This window comes from Microbacterium hydrocarbonoxydans, assembly GCF_900105205.1.
GTDB lineage: Bacteria > Actinomycetota > Actinomycetes > Actinomycetales > Microbacteriaceae > Microbacterium > Microbacterium hydrocarbonoxydans.
Genome location: NZ_FNSQ01000005.1, coordinates 714,436 through 738,281 on the forward strand (window position 1 = coordinate 714,436; position 23,846 = coordinate 738,281).

Consider the following 23,846-nt stretch of genomic DNA (forward strand, 5'->3'; position numbering starts at 1 on the left):
TTCCGGTGCGGGGTCGATGTCTCATCCGTCTTCCGGTGCGAGGTCGATGTCTCATCCGTCTTCCGGTGCGAGCCCGATTTCGCATAGCCCACGCGGTGCGTGGTCAGAAGTGCAGCGTTCACGCGGTGCGTGGTCAAAAGCGCATCCGAAACGTGCGTGTGCGGTGCGAAATCGACCACGCACCGAGATACATGGGGATCTTGAGGACGCCCGGGAACTCGCTGCGGGGCAGTGTCGCATCCGGCGTTCCATGCGGGGTTGCTGTCGCATCCCTCATCGGGTGCGAGGTCAATAGTGCATCCGTCGTTCGGTGCGTGGTCAAAAGCGCATCCGAAACGTGTGCTTGCGGTGCGAAACTGACCACCCACGGATGCAGGGGCTCTCGGATGCAGGGGCGACAGATGCGCGACGGCACGGGCGCGACGGCACGGGCGCGACGGCACGGGCGCGACGGCACGGGCGCGACGGCACTCTCGCGCCGGCCCCGGCGCGAGGGCGGGGCCGGCCGCGACCGCCCGCGAGGTCTCAGCGGTTCAGCCAGTGGCGCAGCGTCCGGGTGACCCAAGGCAGCACCCAGTAGGTCATGATCGGCGTGAGCACCACCGTCGTGGCCAGCACTCGCAGCCAGATCGGCAGCTCGTTCCACCCCGGCACCGGGCTTAGGGCATAGGTGAACGCGAGGTTCAGTGGGAAGAACCCGAGCCAGATCGACACGGCCTGCTTCCACCGGGGCGGAGAGCTGACCATCGCGACCGTGGTCGTGGACCCGTCCGCGCGGGGGAGGGTGATCGTGTCGGTGGTCGGCTCGTCGAACCAGCCCTCGATGCCCGTGCGGCGGCGCACGCGCTCGCTGCGCACGAACTGCTCGCCGGTCGACTTCCACCACTCGCGCTCGCCGGACTGCTCCCAGGCGATCAGCGACTTCTCGTCCGAGAACCGGTAGAGCATGTGCCAGACGTGCGAGTCCTCGCCGTCGCGCACCCATCCTGAGCCCAGGAAGCCCGGATACCGGTGGGCGAGATTCACGCCGGTCTGCACCCAGGCGGTGGCGGCGGCCACATGCTCGGGGTCGACCTCGCGGCGGATGGAGACGGTGATGGGTTCGCTGGACATGGCGGTCCTCAGAAAAGCGGTGGGCCCGGATCGCGGGCGCCTCGACGATGGGGGATGCGCCGGGGTGCGGGCGCGTGATCGATTGTATTTCGGATGCCGGGGGTCGCCGTCCGTTTTCGCCGCACGCGAAGACCGCATCCGAGGTTCAGACGGCGCGCATGAGGACGGATGCCGGGTGCCGGACGCCGGAGCCCGGATGCCGGAGCCCGAATGCCGGATGCCCGGATGTCGGATGCCACAGCCCGGATGCCGGATGCCCGGATATCGGATGCCGGATGCCGTGCGCTCGGGAAGGCCGAATGCGCCTGCGAAGGCCGGATGCGGGGAATTCGGCCTCAGGGGGCGCCCATGGCCGTTGCTGGCGCACCGCAGCGCACCGCACCGCACCGCACGGCAGGGCACCGCACCGCACCGCACCGCAGCGGCATCCGTCCCTCGCTCCCGGGGTGAGAATAGGACCCATGAGCACGCGCAGCGAAGCCGTCCTGATCGATGTCGTCCGCACGCCCGTCGGGCGCGGCAAGCCGGGCGGAGCGCTGTCGGGCGTTCATCCCGTCGATCTCGCGGCGGGTGCGCTCGCCGCGATCTTGCAGCGCAGCGGGCTCGAGTCGCGTCAGATCGACGACGTGCTCCTCGGCTGCGTCAGTCAGGTCGGCGACCAGTCCTCGAACATCGCCAGGCAGGCGGTGCTCGCCGCGGGCTTCGACGAGACCATCCCGGCGACGACGATCGACCGGCAGTGCGGGTCGAGTCAGCAGGCCGTGCACTTCGCCGCCCAGGGAATCATCGCCGGAGCCTACGACGCGGTGATCGTCGGCGGTGTCGAGTCGATGAGCAGGGTGCCGCTCGGCTCCTCGGCCACTGGGGGCAGCTTGATGTCGCCGCGCCTGCGCGAGCGCTACCCCGACGGGCTCGTGAACCAGGGTGTCTCCGCCGAGCTGATCGCGCAGCGGTGGGGTCTCGACCGCGCCGCACTCGACGCCTACGCGGCCGAGTCGCACCGCCGCGCGGCTGCGGCATGGCACGAGGGCTTCTTCGGACGCACGGTGATCCCGGTCGCCGAGGCTCCGGATGCCGTCGTCGACGAGACCGTCCGCGCGGGCACGACCGCGGAGGGCCTGGCAGGGCTGCATCCGGCATTCCGCACGGATGCGCTCGCCGCCCGCTTCCCCGACGTCGACTGGCGGATCACCCCCGGGAACTCCTCGCCGCTGACCGACGGAGCATCCGCTGCGCTCGTGATGAGCGCCGAGCGTGCCGAACAGCTGGGACTCACGCCGCGGGCGAGGTTCCACGCGTTCACGGTGGTCGGCGACGATCCGCTCATGATGCTGACCGGTCCGATCCCCGCGACGCGGCGCATTCTCGAACGCACCGGACTCACGATCGATGACCTCGACGCCTACGAGGTCAATGAGGCCTTCGCGTCGGTGCCCCTCGCCTGGGCCGCGGAACTCGGGGCGGATGCCGCCAAGCTCAACCCGCGCGGAGGTGCGATCGCCCTCGGGCACGCGCTGGGCTCGTCGGGCACCCGCCTGCTCGGCACCCTGATCGACCACCTCGACGCGGTCGGCGGCCGCTTCGGACTGCAGACCATGTGCGAGGGCGGTGGCATGGCGAACGCCACGATCATCGAGCGGCTGTAATCCGGCATCCGGCATCCGGCATCCGGCGTCCGGCACCCGCTGTGCCCCTGCCGGGTCGATGTTCGCCGGACAAGACAGAGAAGACCCCCGCCGACCCGATTCGGCGGGGGTCTCTTCGGGAGCAGACGCTCACCGTATGCGCGGATGACGTGACTACCCGATCCGGTCTGAGTCTGTGTCCGCGCATCTGCAGTTGTAGTCGGCGAAGGTGTCCGGACGGTGAACGCGGCGAGAAATCCTCCTCACCCGGGATTCGCGATCCTGGAAGCGTTTGCGACTTAAGGCCATCAGCAACATTCACACCCCTGACTTTTCGCCAGAACACTACTGCAAGCGCTTGCAGTCATAGACCCCGCCCTGCTAGCTTCACTCGCAAGCCTCCGGACACGTCGTCGTGTCCGCCGCCATCAGGGAGCATCGTTTGTTCAAGTCGGCTCGGTCGAAGACGACCGCTTCACGTCCGCTCGCTCTACTCGCCGCCACCGCGCTCGTCGTCTCGGGCTTCGGCGCGGCCGGCACTCTCGGCGGCTCATCCGCCGCGGCGGCCGATCGCACCGTGGCTCTCGTGGGCTCGCTGCAGTCCGAGCTCGGCTGCGCGGCGGACTGGGCGCCCGACTGCACCGAGACCGAGCTCGAGCCCACGGGCGCCGAGGGCATCTACTCGGCCGAGTTCGAGGTCCCTGCGGGCACGTGGCAGTACAAGGTCGCGGTGAACGACAGCTGGGACGAGGCGTACGGGCTCGACGGCGGGGCCGACGACATCCCTCTGACGGTGGCCGGCCCGACAACCCTCCGCTTCACGTTCGACGACACGCTCAAGCGCGTCGGGCTCGAGTCCACCGACCTGCGTGGCGGCTTCACCTCCGACGATGAGGCGCTCATCGCGAGCCCGGCCCGACAGGCGGGTGCCGGCGAGCAGTTCTACTTCGTGATGACCGACCGCTTCGCGAACGGCGACACGGCCAACGACACCGGCGGTCTCGAGGGCGACCGGCTCACCACCGGTTTCGACCCCACGGACAAGGGCTTCTATCAGGGCGGCGACATCGCCGGAATCCGCGAGAACCTCGACTACATCGAGGGGCTCGGCACATCGGCGATCTGGCTGACGCCGAGCTTCGCCAACAAGCCGGTGCAGGGTGAGGGCGCCAACGCCTCGGCCGGCTATCACGGCTACTGGATCACCGACTTCACCCGCATCGACCCGCACCTCGGCACCAATGAGGAGCTGCAGGCGCTGATCGCCGACGCGCACGCCCGCGACATCAAGGTGTACTTCGACATCATCACCAACCACACCGCCGACGTCATCGACTACGCCGAGGGGCAGTACTCCTACATCGACCAGGCGACGAGTCCCTACACGGATGCCGCGGGCACGGCGTTCGACCCGGCCGACCACGCGGGCACCGACGGGTTCCCCGAACTCGACCTGGCGACGAGCTTCCCCTACACGCCGGTGATCGACGACAGCGAGGCCGACGTCAAGGTGCCGGCCTGGCTGAACGACCCGTCGCTCTATCACAACCGCGGAGACTCGACCTGGTCAGGGGAGTCGGTCACATACGGCGACTTCAGCGGACTCGACGACCTGATGACCGAGCACCCGACGGTGGTCAACGGCTTCGTCGAGGTCTACGACAAGTGGATCGACCTCGGCATCGACGGTTTCCGCATCGACACCGTCAAGCATGTGAACTTCGAGTTCTGGGAGAAATGGACGGCCGACGTCCTCGACTACGCGCACGAGAAGGGCAACGACGACTTCTTCATGTTCGGCGAGGTCTACGACGCCGACCCGGTGAAGCTCGCACCGTACGTGCGAGACACCGACATGAACTCGATCCTCGACTTCACGTTCCAGTCCTCCGCCGTCAGCTACGCGTCGGGCAATTCGGCCAAGGGCCTGCAGTCCCTGTTCGCGGGCGACGATCGCTACACGACACCCGACTCGTCGGCGACGGCACTGCCCACGTTCCTCGGCAACCACGACATGGGCAGGGTCGGATCCTTCCTCCAGACGACGGATGCTCCGCTCGAGCGCGACGAGCTGGCGCACGAGCTCATGTTCCTCACCCGGGGTCAGCCGGTCGTCTACTACGGCGACGAGCAGGGCTTCGCCGGCCCCGGCGGCGACAAGGACGCCCGGCAGTCGCTCTTCGCCACCCAGGTCGCCGACTACGCGAATCAGAACCTCATCACCGGCGAGCAGGCCGGCTCGGTCGACCGCTATGCGACGGATGCCGCGCTCTACGAGCACATCGCCGCGCTGTCAGAGCTCCGGGAGTCGAACCCGGCGCTCAGCGAGGGCGCGCAGATCGAGCGGTACGCGGCGTCCGGTGCTGGTGTGTACGCGTTCTCCCGCGTGGATGCCGACGACAAGGTCGAATACCTGGTGGCCGTGAACAACGCCGCCACCGCGCAGACGGTCGACCTCACCACGCTGACCGCCGACGCCTCGTACGAGGTGCTCTACGGTGACGCCGCGTCCCTCGCCACGGATGCCGGTGCGGCCGCCTCGATCACGGTGCCGGCTCTGTCGGCGGTGGTCTGGAAAGCCGACTCGACCGTCACGGCGCCGTCCGAGGCGGCATCCGTCGAGGTCGTCGTGCCCGCCGCCGGAGCCGGTGTCACCGGACAGTCCGCCGTGCAGGCCGACATCGCCGATCAGTGGGCGCAGACGAGCTTCGCCTGGCGCGTCGTCGGCTCCGAGGAGTGGCACGCGCTCGGCACCGCGGAGGACACCGACCCCCGCGTCTTCCACGACATCCGCGATCTCGCGAACGGCACGCTCGTCGAATACCGGGCCGTGACGACGGATGCCGCGGGCAACCACGCCGCAGCCTCGACGTACGCGTCGGTCGGCAACGCCGTGACGCTGACGGCCGGCGAGGAGCCCGAGTCTCCGATCGACATGGTGACCGTGCCCGGCAGTCTCAACTCCGAGATGGGCTGTGCGGGCGACTGGGACCCTGCCTGCGAGAAGGCGAAGCTGACCCTGCGCGCCGACGGCGTATGGGAGGGGGCTTTCGATCTGCCGGCCGGCGACTACGAGTACAAGGCCGCGATCAACGGCAGCTGGGCCGTCAACTACGGTGCGAACGGTGTGCCGGACGGCTCGAACGTCACGCTCACCCACGCGGGCGGGCCGATCACCTTCTACTTCGACCCGCGCACGAACATCGTGCAGTCCTCGGCCGACGGACCCATCGTGACGCTGCCGGGCTCTCTGCAGGACGAGCTCGGCTGCGCGGCGGACTGGTCTCCCGACTGCCTCGGCACCCTCATGGCCGACGGCGACCGCGACGGCGTCTACGAGTTCTCGACCGCCGACCTCCCCACCGGAGCCTACGAGCTCAAGGTGGCGCACGGCCTGAGTTGGGCTGAGAACTACGGCGCCGACGGAGTGCCGGGCGGCGCGAACATCTCGTTCAGCGCGGCCGAGGGCAGCGTGACGTCGTTCCGCTACACGCTGGCGACGCACGTCCTCGAGGTCGTGAGCGCGGACCCGCAGCTCCCCGGCACCGGAGAGCAGCGCGCACAGTGGGTCGACGCCGAGACGATCGCCTGGCCGGCGACTCTCGGGTCTGTCGACAAGGCCGCCTATCAGCTGTACTCCTCGGCGGACGCCTCGCTCGCGGTGGCAGACGGCGACATCGCGGGTGGCGAGTCGATCGCGCTCGAGGTGATCGAGGGCGGCCTGACGGACGAGCAGCTCGCCCGGTTCCCCGCGCTCGACGGATACCTCGCCCTGCGGGTGACGGATGCCGATGCGGCGGCACTGCTGCGAGCGCAGCTCGCGGTCGTCCAACGTGACGAGACGGGTGCGCCCTCCGCATTCACCGGCGTGCAGATCGCCGGGGTTCTCGACGATCTCTATGCCGCAGCCCTCGACGACGTCGACCTGGGCGTGACGTTCTCGGGCAAGAAGCCGACGTTCCGGCTGTGGGCGCCGACGGCGCAGAGCGCGACCCTTCTCACCTGGGACGAGGGCGCCGAGGGCGACCCCGCTCGGCACGAGGCCGCGTGGGATGCGGCGTCCGGCGTCTGGTCGGTCGCGGGCGCCAAGGATCTCAAGGGCGACGAGTTCCTGTGGGAGGTCGTGGTCTATGCGCCGACGGCCGGTGCGATCGAGACGAACCGGGTCACCGATCCCTACTCGACGGCGCTCACTCTGAACTCGCGGCGTTCGGTCGCCATCGACCTCGACGACAAGGCCTGGCAGCCGAAGCAGTGGCAGAAGGCCGAAGCGCCGGTCGTCGAGCGCGCGGTCGACCGGGCGATCTACGAGCTGCACATCCGCGACTTCTCGATCAGCGACGAGACGGTTCCGGCCGACGAGCGCGGCACGTACCTGGCGTTCACCCGCGACAGCGCGGGCACCGATCAGCTGAAGCAGCTCGCGGATGCCGGAATCAACACCGTGCACCTGCTGCCCTCCTTCGACATCGCCTCGATCGAGGAGGACCGCGCAGCGCAGGCGGTGCCCGACTGCGACCTCGCCTCGTTCGGCCCGGCCGACGCGGCACAGCAGGCGTGCATCCAGGCGGTCGCGGATGCCGACGGCTTCAACTGGGGCTACGACCCGTACCACTACTCGACGCCCGAGGGCTCGTACGCGGTCGACGCCGACGGCGGCGCCAGGGTCAGCGAGTTCCGGTCGATGGTCGGCGCTCTCCACGACATGGACCTGCAGGTCGTGCTCGATGAGGTGTTCAACCACACGGCGGCATCCGGTCAGGCCGAGAAGTCGGTGCTCGATCAGGTCGTGCCCGGCTACTACCACCGGCTGAACGCGGCCGGCGGCGTCGAGACCTCGACGTGCTGCCAGAACGTCGCGACCGAGCACCTCGCCGCGCAGAAGCTCATGGTCGACTCGATCGTGACCTGGGCGCGCGACTACAAGGTCGACGGCTTCCGCTTCGACCTCATGGGCCACCACTCGACGACGAACATGCAGGCGATCCGCGACGCGCTCGACGCCCTGACCCTCGCGAAGGACGGCGTCGACGGTTCGGCGATCCATCTGTATGGCGAGGGCTGGAACTTCGGCGAGGTGGCGGACGATGCGCTGTTCGAGCAGGCCACCCAGGGGCAGCTGGGAGGCACCGGCATCGGCACGTTCAACGACCGCCTGCGCGACGCCGTGCACGGCGGCAGCCCGGTCGACTCGTCGTCGACGTTCCGTCAGGGCTTCGGCACCGGTCTCGGCACCGACCCGAACGGCGATCCGATCAACGGCACGGTCGAGCAGGCGCTCGCCGACCTCGGCCACGAGACCGATCTCGTCAAGCTCGGGCTGGCGGGCAATCTGCGCGACTTCGAGTTCACGACGAGCGACGGCTCGGTGACGGCGGGAGAGGCGATCGACTATCGCGGCTCCGCGGCGGGCTATGCCGATCAGCCGGACGAGACGATCAACTACGTCGATGCGCACGACAACGAGACGCTCTACGACCTCTCGGTGCTCAAGCTCCCGGTCGACACGACGATGGCCGACCGCGTGCGGATGAACACGCTGGAGCTCGCGACTGTGACGCTCTCGCAGTCGCCGTCGTTCTGGCATGCAGGCACCGAGCTGTTGCGGTCGAAGTCCCTCGATCGCAACAGCTACAACTCCGGTGACTGGTTCAACCGCATCGACTGGACCGGTCAGGAGTCGACGTTCGGCTCGGGGCTGCCGACCGCGGCGGACAACGAGGAGAAGTGGCCGATCATGGCGCCGCTGCTCGCCGATCCTGCGCTCAAGCCGGCCGCGGCCGACATGGCGGCCGCAGAGGCATCCGCTCTCGATCTGCTGCGCATCCGCGACGAGGTCGATCTGCTGCGGCTCGGCTCGGCCGAGCTGATCCAGCAGAAGGTCACGTTCCCGAACGGTGGGGCGGGGGCGGCTCCGGGCGTGATCCTGATGCAGATCGACGACCTGACGGGTCCCGACGCCGACGCCGATCTCGACGGTGCGCTCGTCGCGTTCAACTCCTCTCCTGCGCCGGTCACGCAGACCGTCGCCGGCCTGGCCGGGCGTTCGTTCGCGCTGACCCCGGCTCAGGCGAACGGAGCGGATGCCGTGGTCAAGACCACGACCTGGGACGCCGCGACCGGCACCGTGACGATCCCCGCCCGGTCGGTCGCCGTGCTGGTCGACGACCAGGTGCAGCCGATCGATACGCGGGTGCGCGCCTCCTCCGACCTGCTGGTGAAGTCGGGCAAGAGCGCCACCGTGAAGGTCACCGTGGCGGCCGACGACGGCAGCGCGCCGGTGGGCACGGTGACGGTGCACGACCGCGGCAAGGTCGTCGCCACGGTCGAGCTGGCTCCCTCCGACAAGGGCAGGGTCACCGTGTCGGTGCCGAAGCTGAGCCGTGGGGTGCACCTGCTCACGGTCCGCTTCGACGGTACGGAGCCGTGGCAGGACTCCCGCAGCACGCGCAGCCTCCCGGTGATCGTCTACTGAGGTCGAGGCGAGGGGTGCGGCCGCGCGCCGCACCCCTCGACCCGCGCGACCGCGGCCGTCCTCGCGTGATCAGTCCCGCGCGTCGGCCCCGCTCGTGTCGATGAACGCCCAGCCGTACGCACCGAGCTCGCGGCGCGCCTCGGTCGACCCCGTGAGCACGTCGCGGCCGGGCACATCGACCGCGAACGGCTCTGCACTGTGGTTGATGACGGTGAGGATGCCGCCTCTGCGTGCGATCTCGACGTGCTCGGGAAGGCCCTCGATCTCGGCGGTCACTCCCGCCTCGGCGGCGAGCCAGCGCAGCACGGCTGCCATGCCGGCGTCGTCCGGGATCGTCGCGAGGTAGTAGCCGTTGCCGTCCCCGAAGGCCTTGCGGGTGAACGCCGCTCGCCCGGCGGTGCGACCCTCGGTGAAGCGACCCAGCACCTCGGCATCCTGCACGAGGAGCTCTTCCGCGAAGTACTGGCCGACGATCGTCCCCGCGGGGCCGTCCACTGGCGCCTCCGACTGGCCCGGCCCGTCGGGCACCGCGTGGCTCGCGACTTCTCCGGCCGAGTCGGCCGATCGCACCGACTCGGGCGGCACCAGCGCCCCGAAGTCCTCGAGCGCGACGCCGAGCGCGTCCCGCAGCGAGACGATGAAGCCGCCCTCGCGGAACGCGTCGTCCTGGTCGACGACATCACTGAACGCCGAGACGAACAGGTCGCCGCCCTGCGCGACATACGCCGTGAGATTCGCGGCGCCCTCATCGCTCAGCAGATACTGCTGAGGCGCGACCACGAGTGAATAGCCGCGGAGATCGCTCGTCGTGTTCACGATGTCGACCGCGAGGTTCTGCCGATGCAGCGCCGCATGCCAGCGGTGCGAGAGCGTCAGGTAGTCGAGCACGATCGGGTGGTCGCGCCCGTCGATCGCCCACCAGTTCTCCCAGTCGAAGACGAGAGCGATCTTCGCCCCCGACGAGACGTCCGGCATCTCGGGGAGCTGCGCGAGCTGTCCGCCCAGCTCGACGACCTCCCGCCAGGTCCGGGTGTCGAGCCCGGCCTGCGGCACCATCGCCGAGTGGAACTTCTCGCTGCCGCGGCGCGACTGCCGCCACTGGAAGAACATGATCCCGTCGGCGCCTCGGCCCACCGCCTGCGCGCTGATCGCCGCCATCTGGCCGGGTGCTTTCGGGGCGTTGGTGGGACGCCAGTTCAGGGCATTGGTGGACTGCTCCGTGAGGATCCAGGGCACCCCGGGCTTGAGGCCGCGCATCAGCTCGCGCGCGAACGCGGCCCCGCGGAACGACTGGGGGTCGTTGGGATCGGGGTAGTTGTCGTCGCTGATCACGTCGACCTCGGCCGCCCACTTCCAGTAGTCGGCCGGCGGGAACGCGCCCATGAAGTTGGTCGTGATCGGCTGGGTCGCCCCCGCGGCGCGGATGATGTCGCGCTCCATCACGTACAGCTCGAGCAGGGTGTCGGAGGTGAACCGCTTGAAGTCCAGCACGCTGGTCGGGTTGATGCTGTACGGCGCCTTGCGCGGCGGCACGATCTGATCGAAGGCGGTGTAGCGCTGCGACCAGAAGTCCGTGCCCCAGGCGTGGTTGAGGGCGTCGATCGTCGCGTACCTGCGCTGCAACCATGCGCGGAACGCGTCGCGCGCGGCGTCGGAGTAGTCGTAGTGCAGATGGCATCCGTACTCGTTGTTGACGTGCCACAGCACGACGGCAGGATGCTGCGCGTAGCGCTCCGCGAGAGCGGTGACGAGTTCGGCCGCGAGGCGACGGTAGACGGGAGAGGAGGGCGCGAAGGCCTGGCGGCTGCCGGGCCAGAACGTCGAGCCGTCGGCATCCTGCGGCAGCATCTCGGGGTAGGCGGTCGAGGCCCACGGCGGCGGGGATGCGGTGGCGGTGGCGAGGTCGACCTGGATGCCGCCCTCGTGCAGCAGCCCGATGATCTCGTCGAGCCACTCCCAGTCGAACTCGCCCTCGGCCGGCTGGATGCGCGACCACGAGAAGATCCCCAGGCTCACGAGCGTCACGCCGGCCTCGCGCATCAGCCGGACGTCGTCCGGCCACACCTCCCGCGGCCACTGCTCGGGGTTGTAGTCGGCGCCGTAGTGCATGAGTCTCCTGGGTCGGGTGTTCGGCCTGCTCTCTCGACCCTAGCGGGGAAGCGCTTTCCAGCACAGTCGTTCGGCGTGCTTCCGCAACTGCAAGGACACCCTAGTAAATCGACGGGTGCCGAAGTACCATCGACATAGTGCCAACGACGGCGCGAAGGGACATCGCACAATGACTCGTACCATTCCCCACTTCGTAGGCGGAAAGCACCTCACCCCCGAGGGTGGACGCTTCGCCGACGTGTTCGATCCGAGCTCCGGACGCATCCAGGCACGCGTGCCACTGGCCTCCGCGGCCGAGGTCGCCGACGTGATCGCGAACGCCGAAGCCGCCCAGGTCGAATGGGCGGCGACCAACCCCCAGAAGCGCGCCAGAGTGCTGCTGCGCTTCCTCGACCTCGTGCAGCGCGAGATGACCGAGCTCGCCGAACTCCTCGCGAGCGAGCACGGCAAGACGGTCGACGACGCCAAGGGCGACATCCAGCGGGGCCTCGAGGTCATCGAGTTCTCCGCAGGTGCCCCGCATCTGCTCAAGGGCGAGTACTCCACAGGTGCAGGCACCGGGATCGACGTGTACTCCATGCGCCAGCCGCTCGGGGTCGTCGCCGCGATCACCCCGTTCAACTTCCCCGCGATGATCCCGCTCTGGAAGGCGGGCCCCGCGCTCGCGGCCGGCAATGCCGTCGTGCTCAAGCCCAGCGAGCGCGACCCCTCGGTGCCGGTGCGCATCGCCGAGCTGTTCCTCGAGGCGGGGCTGCCCGCCGGTGTCCTCAACGTCGTGCACGGAGACAAGGAGGCCGTCGACGCGCTGCTGACCGATGACCGCATCCGTGCCGTCGGCTTCGTCGGCTCGACCCCCATCGCCGAGTACATCTACTCGACCGCCGCAGCGCACGGCAAGCGCGCGCAGTGCTTCGGCGGCGCGAAGAACCACATGATCGTGATGCCGGATGCCGACCTCGATCAGGCCGTCGATGCCCTGATCGGGTCGGGCTACGGCTCGGCGGGGGAGCGGTGCATGGCCATCTCCGTCGCGGTGCCGGTCGGGCAGGAGACGGCGGATGCGCTCGCCGCCAAGCTCACCGAACGCGTGGCGCAGTTGCGGATCGGCCCGTCGCTGGCCGCCGACGTCGACTACGGACCGCTCGTCACGCGGGCGGCCGTCGAACGGGTGGAGGGGTACATCCAGCAGGGCGTCGACGAGGGCGCGACCCTCCTCGCCGACGGCCGCGGGTTCACGGTCGAGGGGCACGAGCAGGGCTTCTACCTCGGCCCGACGCTCTTCGACCACGTCACCACCGAGATGGCGATCTACCGCGAGGAGATCTTCGGCCCGGTGCTCGTGATCGCCCGAGCCGCGGACTACGAGGAGGCGCTGCGCATGGCCTCCGAGCACGAATACGGCAACGGCGTCGCGATCTTCACCCGCGACGGCGATGCCGCCCGCGACTTCGCCGCCCGCGTCGAGGTCGGCATGGTCGGCGTGAACGTGCCGATCCCCGTGCCGATCGCGTACTACACGTTCGGCGGCTGGAAGCGCAGCGGGTTCGGCGACCTCAACCAGCACGGTGCCGACGCCTTCCGCTTCTACACGAAGACCAAGACGGTCACGAGCCGCTGGCCGGCGGCCGGCATCCGCGACGGTGCCAGCTTCGTCATCCCGACCATGCACTGACCTCGACGCCCACAAGGAATCGACATGACCATGATCACCGTCACCACCACCGCCGAAGAGCGCGAGGCCATTCTCGACGCCGTGCGCGACTTCGCCGAGACCGAGCTCGCGCCGTTCTCGGCCGAGCGCGACGAGAAGCACATCTTCCCCCGCGAGTCCCTAGGCAAAGCCGGGGAGCTCGGCCTCGGCGGCATCTATGTGCGCGAGGACTTCGGGGGCACCGGGCTCAGCCGATCCGACACCGTGGCGATCTTCGAGGAGCTCGCCCAGGGGGACACCGCGGTCGCCGCGTACATCTCGATCCACAACATGGTCGTCTGGATGATCGACACCTACGGCGACGACGCGCAGCGGGGCCGGTGGCTGCCCGCCCTGACCGCGATGCAGGAGTTCGGCGGCTACTGCCTGACCGAGCCGGGCGTCGGGTCCGATGCCGCGAACGTCGCCACCAGCGCCGTGCGCGACGGCGACGACTACGTGCTCACCGGCGTGAAGCAGTTCATCTCCGGGGCGGGGGAGGCTGCGGTCTACGTCGTGATGGCGCGCACCGGAGAGCCGGGAGCCCGCGGCATCAGCGCATTCCTCGTTCCCGGTGACGCCGAGGGACTCAGCTTCGGAGTGCCGGAGAAGAAGATGGGCTGGCATGCGCAGCCCACCCGGCAGGTCATCCTCGACGGGGTGCGCGTGCCGGCATCCGCGATGCTGGGTGAGGAGGGGCGCGGCTTCGCGATCGCGATGTCGGCGCTCAACGGCGGTCGGCTGAACATCGCCGCCTGCTCCCTCGGCGGCGCCCAGTGGGCGCTGGATCGCGCCGTGCAGTACGTGCACGAGCGGGTGGCGTTCGGCGAGCCCCTGGCCGAGAAGCAGTCGATCCTCTTCGCGATCGCCGACATGCGCACCGACCTGCAGGCCGCTCGGCTGATGGTCCGCGACGGGGCCCTGGCGGTCGACGAGCACGCTCCGGACGCCACGATGCGCTGCGCGATGGCCAAGCGCTTCGCGACGGATGCCGCGTTCGACGTCGCCAACCGCGCCCTGCAGCTGCACGGCGGCTACGGGTATCTGCAGGACTACGGGATCGAGAAGGTCGTCCGCGATCTGCGGGTGCATCAGATCCTCGAGGGCACGAACGAGATCATGCGACTGATCGTCGGACGCGAGATGCTGCGACCGGCGGGGTCGGCCTCGATGCGGAGTGCGTCATGACCGAGGCGTCGACCATGCGGATCGCGTTCCTGGGCCTCGGCCACATGGGGTTGCCGATGGCGCAGAACCTCGTCGCCGCGGGGCACGAGGTGCACGGCTTCGACCTGATGCCCGCCGCGATCGAGGCGGCGCAGGCCGCCGGCATCCCGGTCGCGGCCAGCGGAGCGGATGCCGTCGCCGACGCCGATGTCGTCATCACGATGTTCCCCGCCGGGCGGCACGTGATCGACGCGTACCGCACCGAGCTGCTCGCCGCCGCGCGCCCTGGCACGCTGTTCATCGAGTCGTCGACGATCGCGGTCGACGAGGCTCGCGCCGCCCACGCGCTCGCGCTCGCCGCGGGGCACCGCAACATCGACGCCCCGGTGTCGGGCGGAGTCGTGGGTGCCGAGAACGGCACGCTCGCGTTCATGGTCGGCGGGTCCGACGAGGATTTCGCTGCCGCCCTGCCGGTGCTCGAGGTCATGGGAAAGCGGATCGTGCACTGCGGTGGTCCCGGCCTCGGGCAGGCCGCCAAGGTGTGCAACAACATGGTGCTCGCCGTCTCGCAGATCGCGGTCGCGGAGGCGTTCGTGCTCGGTGAGCGGCTCGGGCTCGAGCATCAGGCGCTGTTCGACGTCGTCTCGCAGGCATCCGGTCAGTGCTGGTCGATCACGACGAACTGCCCCGTGCCCGGCCCGGTGCCCACGAGTCCCGCGAACCGCGACTACCAGCCCGGATTCGCGGGGTCGCTGATGGCGAAGGACCTGGGCCTCGCGCTGCAGGCGATCGAGCAGACCTCGACGGATGCCCGGATGGGGCGACTCGCGCAGCAGCTGTACGCGGCCTACGCCGACGGTGAGGGCGCGACGCGAGACTTCTCCGGCATCATCACGGACATCCGCGACGGACGTGTGTGACCCCCGGTCCCCCTCATCGTCCCGTTCTGCACACTGTGCCCCGATCTGCGGACACTTCCTCGGGATTCGTCCGCAGAACGGGGCGATGTGTGCAGAACGGGACAGCGGGCGGATGCCGGACACCGGCGACATACTGAGATGACCACGACGGAGAGGCTTTCACGATGACGGAATACGAGACGATCCTGGTCGAGCAGCGCGGACGCGTCGGATGGATCACCCTGCACCGGCCCGAGGCGCTGAACGCCTTGAACAGCCGCCTCGCCGAAGAGGTCACCGCGGCGGCCGTCGCCTTCGACGGAGATGACGGCGTGGGCGCGATCGTGGTCACCGGATCCGAGAAGGCATTCGCCGCCGGTGCCGACATCAAGGAGATGGAGGGGATGACCGCCGCCGAGATGCTCGACACCGACCACTTCGGCGTCTGGCACGAGTTCGCCTCCGTGCGCACACCAGTGATCGCCGCCGTCTCGGGTTTCGCACTCGGGGCGGATGCGAGCTCGCGATGATGTGCGACATCATCCTCGCCGCCGACTCCGCGAAGTTCGGGCAGCCCGAGATCAACCTCGGCGTGATCCCGGGCATGGGTGGGACGCAGCGCCTGATCCGGGCGGTCGGTTACTACAAGGCGGCCGAGCTCGTGCTGTCCGGTCGGTTCATGGGAGCGGAGGAGGCGGAACGGGCCGGGCTCGTGTCACGGGTCGTCCCGGCATCCGACCTGCTCGCCGAGGCCACGACGCTGGCCGAGACGATCGCGTCGAAGTCGCTCCCGTCGGTGTACGCCGCGAAGGCGGCGCTCGACGCCGCGATGGAGACGACACTGGCCGACGGGCTCGCGCACGAGAAGCGGGCGTTCGCGGCGCTGTTCGACACCGAAGACCAGAAGGAAGGCATGTCGGCCTTCCGGGAGAAGCGTGCGCCCGACTTCCAGAACCGCTGAGTTCCGCTCCACAACTCCGGAAAGTCGGCCCCGGCTGGCCGCCCCGGGGGCTCTGACGTGCGCTGACCCACCGGATCTCCGGAGTTCTGGAGCAGGTCCCGCCGAGCCGCCGTTCACAACTCAGCACAGATGCCGCAGAACTCGGGCGTCGGCGGTGATTCGGAGCGCAGCGCCGTGGTTCCTGCTGAGTCGTGAACGGCGCGGAGCCGAGACCTCAGGCGCGCAGCGCCTCGACGACCTTCTCGACGCGACGCTCGCGGGTCGTCTCCTGCTTCGCGTCGGCGACCGAGCGGGCGTGCTCCTTGCGGGCCGAGTACGACAGGGCGTCGAAGGTCGCGCGGAGCGCCGGGTCGGCGTCGAGGGCGTCGGCCAGCGCCGACGGCACCTCGACCGCGCGTTCGGCGGCGTCGAGACGGATGACCGCGTCGACCTCCTGGCCGATCTCCAGCCCGAGGTCGGTGCGCACGGCCTTGCTGAAGCCGATCATGTTGGCCCCGCCCATGCGGGCGAGTCGCAGTCGGGCTGTGCGGTCGGCGATCGTCACGGCGACCGGGAAGGTCTTGCCGGCACCGAACGAGGCGACCTGCTCGTCGGTGAGGATGATCGCGGCGGCAGGGCCGCGCCCCTCGACGGTCGTGCGCAGGCGCAGTTCGCTCATGCGGGCAGTGTACGCCCGGGCCCGCCTGCCCCGGCAGCGGCCTCCGCCTCGGCGGCCAGATGCTCGTTGCGCTCCTCGATGAGCCGCCGCATGTACTCGCGCAGGATCACCCGATCGACGAGCCGCCCGAGCGGGCCGAGCGGGGAGTGGAAGACGATCGTGTCGCGCATGATCGTCCCCTCCGGATGCTCCTCGAACACGTGCTCATGCAGGAACGACCCGAATGGCCCGGCGATCTGCCGGTCCCGGAACCCCCGCGGCGGGTCGATGTCGTACACGATCGAGCGCAGGCGGAACGGGATGCCGAAATGCCGCGCCCGCCAGGTGACGGTCGCCCCCTCGCCGAACACCCCGTCCGCGGGCGCCTCCACCATGGTCTCGCTGTATCGGGCCATCGACCGCAGGTGCAGTCCGGGGTCGAGTGCGACCGCGAACACCGTCTCGCGCGGTGCGCGGATCAGTCTCTCGAGCACGAACTCGGCCATGTCAGAGGGGCTCGGGCTGCGGTCTCGGGTCGCTGAAGTCGCCGGCGGCCTTGCGCATGCGCGCCACGATCGCCACGAGTTCTGCGGCGTCAGCGCTGCTGATCCCGGGTCGGCGAAGACGTCGGCGTTCAGGGCGGCCGTGGCGCGGTCGACGAGCTCCCGGCCGTCATCGGTGAGCGCGAGGAGAGCGGCGCGCCCGTCATGCGGATGCGGTTCGCGGACGATCAGTCCGTCGCGCACGAGCCGTTCGGCCGTGCTCGTCACCGTCGTGGCGTGCACCTGCAGGCGCGCGACGACGCTGGACAGCGGCAGTCGACCGGCGCGGCTGAACGCCAGCAGTCGCAGCATCTCGTAGCGGGCGAAGCTGAGCGCGAAGGGCTTCAGCGTCGCATCCACCCTGGCCAGCAGGAGCTGCTGCGCCCGCATCACGGAAGTGACAACGGTCATGCCCTCGGCGGCGTCGGACCAGCCGTGCGCCAGCCATTGCCGCTTCGCCTCGGCGAGCGGATCGACGGGCAACGGGCGGGGTCGGACCACGGTTCTACGCTAGGGCATCGGATGACGGCCGAGGGGCACCGTCGACCGGCCGGTCGTTGCGTGGTCCTCAGTCGCTCCATGGGTGGAACTCAGTATCAAGGGACTAGAATCGAGGCAGTCGTGAGGAGCAATCGATGAAGATCTTCGTCCTGGTCAAAGAGGTGCCTGACACCTATGGCGATCGCAAGCTGAACCTCGAGACCGGTCTCGCCGAACGCGGCGCCGGAGACCTGGTGCTCGACGAGATCACCGAGCGGGCGCTCGAGGTCGCGCTGAGCCACGCCGACAAGAACGAGGGCACCGAGGTGGTCGCGCTCGCGATGGCTCCGGCAGGGTCCACAGCATCCGTGCGCCGCGCTCTCGCGATCGGTGCAGGTTCTGCCGTGCACATCGCCGACGAGCAGCTCGCCGGAGCGGATCTCGGTCTGACCGCCGAGACGCTGGCCGCAGCGATCCGCCGGGGAGAGCCCGACCTGGTCATCACCGGCAACCTGTCGACCGACGGCTCGGGCGGAGTGATGGCGGCCATGCTCGCCGAGCACCTCGGCTGGCCGCAGGCGACCGCGCTGACCTCGGTCGAGATCACCCCCGACGGCATCAGCGGCACCCGAGGGGCGGATGCGGGTTCGCAGCCGGTCTCGGCGCCGCTGCCCGCCGTGATCTCGATCACCGAGGCGCTGCCGGACGCCCGCTTCCCGAACTTCAAGGGCATCATGGCGGCCAAGAAGAAGCCGCTCGAGGTGCTGACGCTCGACGACCTCGGGGTCTCCGCCGATCCCTCGACTGCCCCCCGCACGATCATGACCGCGGTGGCCGAGAAGCCGCCGCGCGCGGCCGGGGTGAAGATCGTCGACGACGGCGATGCGGCCGAGAAGCTGGTGGAGTACCTCGTGCAGAACAGGCTGGTGTGACATGACCTACCCCGAGAACCCGATCCTGGTGCTCGTCGACCTCGACCCGGCCGGTGCCCCCGCGAGCAGCACAGCTGCGCTCATCGGCGCCGCATCGACCGTCGGCGCACCCGTCGCGCTGGTCGTCGGCGGATCCGCGGATGCCGCACAGCAGGTCGCCGCCCTCGGAGCATCCGTCGTGCTCACCGCCGAGGCGGACGAGACCGCACTGACCGTGCCGACCGCCGACGCGCTGCAGACGGCGTTCGCGCAGGTGCGGCCGGATGCCGTGCTCGTATCGAACTCGATCAGCGGTCGGGATGTCGCCGGGCGCTTCGCGGTCCGCACGCGCAGCGCACTGGCTGTCGACGCGGTCGGCGTCTCGCGCGACGACGAGGGGATCATCGCCCACCACTCCGTCTACGGCGGGGCCTACCTCGTCGACGCGGCGCCCACCTACGGCGCCCTGGTCGTCACGGTGCGCCAGGGCGCGGTCGACGCGCGCGCCGAAGCGGTCGCGTCGCCCACCGTCGAGGCGCTGGACGTCTCGGCATCCGGTCAGCCGGCGGCCACGGTCGGCCCCGTCGAGGCCGTCGAGGTCGCGTCGTCCCGGCCGGAGCTGCGCGGTGCGACCCGGGTCGTCTCTGGCGGCCGAGGACTCGCCTCGAAGGAGAAGTTCGTGCTCGTCGAGGAGCTCGCCGACGCCCTGGGCGCGGCGGTCGGCGCCTCCCGCGCGGCGGTCGACGCCGGATACATCCCCCAGTCGCACCAGGTCGGCCAGACCGGAGTGTCGGTGTCGCCGCAGCTGTATGTCGCCCTCGGCATCTCGGGTGCGATCCAGCACCGCGCCGGCATGCAGACCGCGAAGAACATCGTCGCGATCAACAAGGATGCCGAAGCCCCGATCTTCGACGTCGCGGACTTCGGCATCGTCGGCGACCTGTTCACGATCGTCCCGCAGGTGATCGCGGGCCTCGAGGCGCGGAAGAAGTAGTCGTGGCGACACGGATGCTCAGGCGCGGGCTGCCGCGCGTGCCCGGCGGTGAGCCGTGGCCTCCCGGAGATGTGACCGTCGAGGTCGACGAATCGGATGCCGGTTCGATTGCTGCGGCTGCGGCTGCGGCTGCGGCTGAGGCTGGTGCTCAGACTGGAGTCGCTGCTGGTGCTCGGGCTGAGGTCGTGCCTGTCGGGGGCGATGCGGCTGCTGCCGGTCTCGACTCGACGCCCGCCAAGGGAGAGTCGGTCGAACACGGCAGCGCCGATTCTGCGCCCGGTGATCCTTCCTCCGGTGCGTCGGCGCCGCAGGAGACGCCGTCTGCACCGATCGCTGCCGCCGGCTCCGCTCCCGCTGCCGCCGCCCCCGCCCCCGCGGCGCTGCGCCGTGGTCTCCCTCGCACTCCCGGAGGGGACCCCTGGCCGCCGGCCGACGCGCGCCCCACCGGAACGACCGCGACCGCTAGTGACTCTCAGGCGGTCGCGACGGGTCTCGGCGCGGCCGCGTCTGCGGCGGGATCCGCCAGCCCCTCGAGCGCCGCTGTTCCTGCGAGCGCCGCTGTTCCTGCGACCGCCGCTGTTCCGGCGGGATCCACCGTCCCCTCGAGCGCCGGTGTCCTCTCGGACTCCGCCGCCCCGGCGAGCACTGGTGCTCCCGCGAACAGCGCCGCATCGCGGGCCGCAGCAGAGGCTCCGTCCTCCGGTCCCGCCGCCGCTGCCGCGGCCGGAGGATCGGGCGGCACCGCGAACGCCGTCCGCCGAGGACTCCCGCGCGTCGTCGGAGGAGAGCCGTGGCCCCCGGCCGACACCGTCCCCGCGACGGCAGCCTCAGGCGCAGCCGAATCGGCGGCCACACCCGCAGGCGTGGGCGCGAACGAGGCCGCTGGCACCACCGTGCCCGCGGCGTCCGTCGCGCCAGTCACTGCTGCGCCCGCCGCCGCGGCGTCTGAAGACATGGAGTCCGTCGTCGCGACATCCCTGCCATCCGACCCCACCGCCGAGTCCACCGCACTCGTCCCCACTCCCGCGCACACGGCAACCGCCCTCGGCGACCCGTCCGTCCCGCTTCCGACACCGCGCACGGTCTGGAACGGCAGCGCGCCCCGGCACATCACGGCCTCCGCTCCGGCATCCGGCCGCCCTCGTCCGCCGTGGACGCAGGCGATCGCCGGTCTGCTCGGGGCCGCTGCGCTGGGTATCCTGGCCGGCGCCGCCGTGGCGTTCGTGCGTGCGCTGCTCAGCTTCCCGTTCATGCAGGACTTCCTCGCCGCCTTCCCCGGCGAGTACGACCCGGCCGTCGCGGTCGAGCCGGGGTTCGCGCCCTGGGTCAACTGGGCGCACTTCTTCAACGTGTTCCTGATGGTGCTGATCATCCGCTCGGGTCTGCGCATCCGCACCGAGAAGCGGCCGACAGCATTCTGGACTCCGCGCGGCGACCCCAAGGGCAAGGTCAGTCTGACGATCTGGTTCCATCAGGCGCTCGACATCCTGTGGCTCGTGAACGGCGTGATCTTCGTCGTGCTGCTGTTCGTCACCGGACACTGGGCGCGCATCGTGCCGACCAGCTGGGAGGTCTTCCCCAACGCGCTGTCGGCCGCGCTGCAGTACGTCTCGTTCGACTGGCCGACCGAGCATGGCTGGGTCAACTACAACAGCCTGCAGCAGCTCGCGTACTTCGTGACCGTGTTCATCGCGGCTCCCTTGGCCGCGGCGACGGGGTTTCGCATGTCGGGCATGTGGCCGAAGCGGGCGGAACGTCTGTCGAAGGCCTATCCGATCGAGTGGGCTCGCGCGTTGCACTTCCCGATCATGCTGTACTTCGTCGCGTTCATCATCGCGCACGTCGCGCTGGTGTTCCTCACCGGGTTCCTGCGCAACCTCAACCACATGTACGCGTCGTCCGACGCCGTCAGCTGGACCGGGTTCTGGGTCTTCGTGGCGTCGATGGTGGTCATCGCCGTCGGGTGGGTCGCCGCCCGCCCGCTGGTCATCGCGCCGATCGCCAAGCTGTTCGGCAGCGTCTCCGGGCGCTGACCCGTTCACGACTCAGCACCGACCGCACTCTGACGTACAGAAACGGCCCCCTGCCTCAGGCAGGGGGCCGTTCATGCTGAATCGTGAACGCGAGGTCCACGAAAGCGCCGGACTCAGCGCACGAAGCGGACCTCGGTCAACGTCTCACCGAGGAACGGCTCGGTGTGGCTGGCGCCGTCGAGCGTGAAGCCGTTGCGCGTGTAGAAGCGGTGGGCGCGGGGGTTGTCCTCCGCCACCCAGAGGTAGAGGGGCTCGTCCTTCTCGACCGCGGCGTCGAACAGCTTCTGGCCGATGCCCGTGGAGTGGTACGCGTCGAGCAGGTAGATGAAGTACAGCTCGCGGAATGCCGGGGCGTCCTTATCGCGGGCGGGGCCGGAACCGACGAATCCGACGATCTCCCCGTCGACGAGTGCCGCACGCATCGTGAACTCGGGGCCCTGAGCGGCCCAGTGCGTCCACAGCTCGGCCATGCGGCGCGGCGACACCTTCTCGAGGGCGGCCTTGCTGATCAGGTGGTCGTAGGTCTCGTGCCAGCACTGCGCATGCACGCGACCCAGAGCTTCCGCATCCACATCACGGACCGGACGGACGATGACTTCAGGCTGGGCTTCGGCGCTCATAGCGTGACTCTACGCGCGGCCTCCGGGAACAGGAAATCGAGCGGATGCGGGTGCGGAGGCCCCGGGCCTCGATGGAGGTTTCACACAACGATGTTCGAGATCCGTGCGTCGCTGGCTACGATCGATCCTCGTGAACGTGATCTGGCGCACCCTCCTCGTGATCCTCTCCGCCCGGCGCCGGGTGCGCCGAGGCAGAACCCTCGACGCGGGCTCCGTCAGCAGCATCACGCTGACGACGCTCCCCACCGACATCGACATCCTGCGCCACATGAACAACGGTCGGTACCTGTCGCTGTTCGACCTCGGCCGCTGGGACCTGCTGATCCGCACGGGACTGTTCGACGCGATGAACGAGCGCGGCTGGTACGCGGTGGTGTCGAGCGAGACGGTGACGTTCCGCAAGTCCCTGCAGCTCTGGCAGCGCTTCGAGGTGCAGTCCCGGTTCATCGGACACGACGACAAGGCCGTGTTCCTCGAGCACCGAGCCGTCGTCGGCGGCGAGATCTACGCACGGGTCATCGTGCGCTCGCGGATGCTGCGCCGCACCGGCGGCACCGTCAGCAACGAGGAGCTGTTCGCCGCCGTCGGCAAGCCCGAGGGCGTGCCCGAGATCGACTCATGGGTGCACGACTGGGCCGCGGCATCCGCTCTGCCCCCCGTGCGCACCCCGGCGCCGAGCGTGTGGAACTGACGCCGTGACCGACCCGTGGGGACTCGGAACGCGCGCGCCGGGGTCCGTGCTGCTGGTGGGATACGGCAAGCTCGGGGCGCGGCTGGGCGAGCGGCTGCTCGCCCAGGGAGCCGCGGTGACGGCGATCCGTCGGAGCGCCGAGACAGGGCCGATCGCCACGATCCAGGTCGATCTGCGGCATCCGCTCGAACGCCCGCTGCCCGCGGTCGACTCGGTCGTGATCACTCTGCCCCCGAGCACCGAAGGTCCATCGGTCTATCCGACGGCGCTGTATGGACTCGCCGAGGCGCTGCCCTCGCTGCCCTCGCGGGTGGTGTTCGTGTCATCGACTCGCGTCTTCGAGGGGCGCCCGGGGGAGAGGCCGTTGACCGAGCGTGACGCGCCGGAGGTCTCGAGTGAGCGCGGCGGGGACCTCGTCGAGGGCGAGCAGCTGGCGATGGAGCTCCTCGGCGCGCGGATCGTGCGTCCGGCCGGCATCTACGGACCCGGCAGGGACTTCCTGATCCGTCGCGTGCGCGAGGGAGCGCCGGTCGATCACACGCGCCGCACCAACCGCATCCATGAGACCGACCTCGTCCGACTGCTCGAGGCGATGCTGCGCGCGGATTCCGCGCCGCCGGTGATCCACGCGGTCGATCGCGAACCCGTGCTGCTCGGCGAGGTGGTCACGCACATCGCCTCGCGCCTGGGAGCCGAGCCGCCGCCGCACCTCGATCCGGAGGTCGGCGGAGGAACGGTGCTCGACGGCAGCCTGCTGCACGAGTTCCTCGGCGACCTCGAGTACCCGACGTTCCGGGCCGGGTACGACGAGATGATCGCGGCGCTCTAGCGGCACGACGACCCGATACCGACGGGAACCGTCCGACGCGACCGCTCCTCCCGGGGTAGGCGACATCGCA

15 protein-coding genes and 2 pseudogenes are annotated in these 23,846 nt (G+C 69.8%); 11 read left to right on the top strand and 6 right to left on the bottom strand.

The genetic code is table 11. The features are described 5' to 3' along the window. Positions 1 to 525: 525 nt before the first annotated feature. Positions 526 to 1,113, bottom strand: a complete 588-nt coding sequence (locus BLW44_RS03690) for an antibiotic biosynthesis monooxygenase (RefSeq protein ID WP_060928397.1) — start codon at positions 1,111 to 1,113, stop codon at positions 526 to 528. Positions 1,114 to 1,574: 461 nt separating this feature from the next. Between BLW44_RS03690 and BLW44_RS03695 the strand changes: the two genes are divergently transcribed. Both BLW44_RS03695 and pulA read left to right on the top strand, forming a co-directional pair. After that, the gene (locus BLW44_RS03695) at positions 1,575 to 2,759 is read left to right on the top strand and encodes a thiolase family protein (protein WP_060928396.1); all 1,185 of its coding nucleotides are present in this window, start codon (positions 1,575 to 1,577) and stop codon (positions 2,757 to 2,759) included. A gap of 421 nt (positions 2,760 to 3,180) precedes the next feature. After that, positions 3,181 to 9,213 carry a pullulanase-type alpha-1,6-glucosidase gene (gene pulA, locus BLW44_RS03700; protein ID WP_082724640.1) on the top strand — a complete coding sequence of 2,011 codons (6,033 nt, stop codon included), beginning with the start codon at positions 3,181 to 3,183 and terminating at the stop codon, positions 9,211 to 9,213. A 69-nt stretch (positions 9,214 to 9,282) separates the two neighbouring features. Here the strand turns inward: pulA and BLW44_RS03710 are convergent, their stop codons facing one another. Then, positions 9,283 to 11,322, bottom strand: coding sequence for a beta-galactosidase (locus BLW44_RS03710; RefSeq protein WP_082724639.1), 2,040 nt, complete (start codon positions 11,320 to 11,322; stop codon positions 9,283 to 9,285). A gap of 169 nt (positions 11,323 to 11,491) precedes the next feature. Between BLW44_RS03710 and BLW44_RS03715 the strand changes: the two genes are divergently transcribed. From BLW44_RS03715 to BLW44_RS03730, 4 genes and pseudogenes are all read left to right on the top strand, one after another. Then, a complete protein-coding gene (locus BLW44_RS03715; RefSeq protein WP_060928395.1) occupies positions 11,492 to 12,994 on the top strand; it encodes a CoA-acylating methylmalonate-semialdehyde dehydrogenase in 1,503 nt (500 codons plus the stop codon). Between the two features lie 24 nt (positions 12,995 to 13,018). Continuing rightward, positions 13,019 to 14,200, top strand: a complete 1,182-nt coding sequence (locus BLW44_RS03720) for an acyl-CoA dehydrogenase family protein (protein WP_060928394.1) — start codon at positions 13,019 to 13,021, stop codon at positions 14,198 to 14,200. Next, positions 14,197 to 15,099 (top strand): 3-hydroxyisobutyrate dehydrogenase, encoded by a 903-nt coding sequence (mmsB, locus tag BLW44_RS03725; protein WP_060928393.1) that lies wholly within the window; start codon positions 14,197 to 14,199, stop codon positions 15,097 to 15,099. Before BLW44_RS03720 ends, mmsB begins: the two co-directional genes overlap by 4 nt. Before the next feature lie 164 nt (positions 15,100 to 15,263). Then, a pseudogene (locus tag BLW44_RS03730) lies at positions 15,264 to 16,039 on the top strand (enoyl-CoA hydratase-related protein). 214 nt (positions 16,040 to 16,253) lie between these two features. Here BLW44_RS03730 and BLW44_RS03735 read toward each other — a convergent pair. The 3 genes and pseudogenes from BLW44_RS03735 to BLW44_RS03745 all read right to left on the bottom strand — a co-directional run bounded on the left by BLW44_RS03735 (position 16,254) and on the right by BLW44_RS03745 (position 17,719). Continuing rightward, positions 16,254 to 16,697, bottom strand: a complete 444-nt coding sequence (locus BLW44_RS03735) for a YdeI/OmpD-associated family protein (RefSeq protein ID WP_060928391.1) — start codon at positions 16,695 to 16,697, stop codon at positions 16,254 to 16,256. Beyond that, on the bottom strand, positions 16,694 to 17,182 hold the full coding sequence (locus BLW44_RS03740) for an SRPBCC family protein (protein ID WP_060928390.1): 489 nt from the start codon (positions 17,180 to 17,182) through the stop codon (positions 16,694 to 16,696). Before BLW44_RS03740 ends, BLW44_RS03735 begins: the two co-directional genes overlap by 4 nt. A gap of 1 nt (position 17,183) precedes the next feature. Then, positions 17,184 to 17,719, bottom strand: a pseudogene (locus tag BLW44_RS03745) (MarR family winged helix-turn-helix transcriptional regulator). 134 nt (positions 17,720 to 17,853) lie between these two features. On the opposite strand from BLW44_RS03745, the gene BLW44_RS03750 reads away from it, so the two are divergent. Genes BLW44_RS03750 through BLW44_RS03760 form a run of 3 tightly spaced genes read left to right on the top strand, consistent with a single transcriptional unit; the run spans position 17,854 to position 21,636 of the window. Then, on the top strand, positions 17,854 to 18,630 hold the full coding sequence (locus BLW44_RS03750) for an electron transfer flavoprotein subunit beta/FixA family protein (protein WP_060928388.1): 777 nt from the start codon (positions 17,854 to 17,856) through the stop codon (positions 18,628 to 18,630). 1 nt (position 18,631) lies between these two features. Continuing rightward, positions 18,632 to 19,603, top strand: coding sequence for an electron transfer flavoprotein subunit alpha/FixB family protein (locus BLW44_RS03755; protein ID WP_060928387.1), 972 nt, complete (start codon positions 18,632 to 18,634; stop codon positions 19,601 to 19,603). A 2-nt stretch (positions 19,604 to 19,605) separates the two neighbouring features. Continuing rightward, a complete protein-coding gene (locus tag BLW44_RS03760) occupies positions 19,606 to 21,636 on the top strand; it encodes a cytochrome b/b6 domain-containing protein (RefSeq protein ID WP_254775111.1) in 2,031 nt (676 codons plus the stop codon). Positions 21,637 to 21,749: 113 nt separating this feature from the next. Here BLW44_RS03760 and BLW44_RS03765 read toward each other — a convergent pair whose 3' ends face one another. Next, positions 21,750 to 22,256 (bottom strand): GNAT family N-acetyltransferase, encoded by a 507-nt coding sequence (locus BLW44_RS03765; RefSeq protein ID WP_060928760.1) that lies wholly within the window; start codon positions 22,254 to 22,256, stop codon positions 21,750 to 21,752. Positions 22,257 to 22,386: 130 nt separating this feature from the next. Here BLW44_RS03765 and BLW44_RS03770 point away from each other — a divergent pair, with 130 nt between their 5' ends. Both BLW44_RS03770 and BLW44_RS03775 read left to right on the top strand, forming a co-directional pair. Further along, a complete protein-coding gene (locus BLW44_RS03770; RefSeq protein WP_060928762.1) occupies positions 22,387 to 22,947 on the top strand; it encodes an acyl-CoA thioesterase in 561 nt (186 codons plus the stop codon). Positions 22,948 to 22,951: 4 nt separating this feature from the next. After that, positions 22,952 to 23,776, top strand: a complete 825-nt coding sequence (locus BLW44_RS03775) for a Rossmann-fold NAD(P)-binding domain-containing protein (protein ID WP_245647496.1) — start codon at positions 22,952 to 22,954, stop codon at positions 23,774 to 23,776. The last annotated feature ends 70 nt before the right edge of the window (positions 23,777 to 23,846 follow it).

What these genes read in the sequence shown, in the direction of transcription:
- BLW44_RS03765 (WP_060928760.1), bottom strand. Translation starts at nt 22,256, where the DNA reads ATGAGCGCCGAAGCCCAGCCTGAAGTCATCGTCCGTCCGGTCCGTGAT.
- BLW44_RS03710 (WP_082724639.1), bottom strand. Translation starts at nt 11,322, where the DNA reads ATGCACTACGGCGCCGACTACAACCCCGAGCAGTGGCCGCGGGAGGTG.
- BLW44_RS03735 (WP_060928391.1), bottom strand. Translation starts at nt 16,697, where the DNA reads ATGAGCGAACTGCGCCTGCGCACGACCGTCGAGGGGCGCGGCCCTGCC.
- BLW44_RS03715 (WP_060928395.1), top strand. Translation starts at nt 11,492, where the DNA reads ATGACTCGTACCATTCCCCACTTCGTAGGCGGAAAGCACCTCACCCCC.
- BLW44_RS03720 (WP_060928394.1), top strand. Translation starts at nt 13,019, where the DNA reads ATGACCATGATCACCGTCACCACCACCGCCGAAGAGCGCGAGGCCATT.
- BLW44_RS03755 (WP_060928387.1), top strand. Translation starts at nt 18,632, where the DNA reads ATGACCTACCCCGAGAACCCGATCCTGGTGCTCGTCGACCTCGACCCG.
- BLW44_RS03690 (WP_060928397.1), bottom strand. Translation starts at nt 1,113, where the DNA reads ATGTCCAGCGAACCCATCACCGTCTCCATCCGCCGCGAGGTCGACCCC.
- BLW44_RS03750 (WP_060928388.1), top strand. Translation starts at nt 17,854, where the DNA reads ATGAAGATCTTCGTCCTGGTCAAAGAGGTGCCTGACACCTATGGCGAT.
- mmsB (WP_060928393.1), top strand. Translation starts at nt 14,197, where the DNA reads ATGACCGAGGCGTCGACCATGCGGATCGCGTTCCTGGGCCTCGGCCAC.
- BLW44_RS03740 (WP_060928390.1), bottom strand. Translation starts at nt 17,182, where the DNA reads ATGGCCGAGTTCGTGCTCGAGAGACTGATCCGCGCACCGCGCGAGACG.
- BLW44_RS03695 (WP_060928396.1), top strand. Translation starts at nt 1,575, where the DNA reads ATGAGCACGCGCAGCGAAGCCGTCCTGATCGATGTCGTCCGCACGCCC.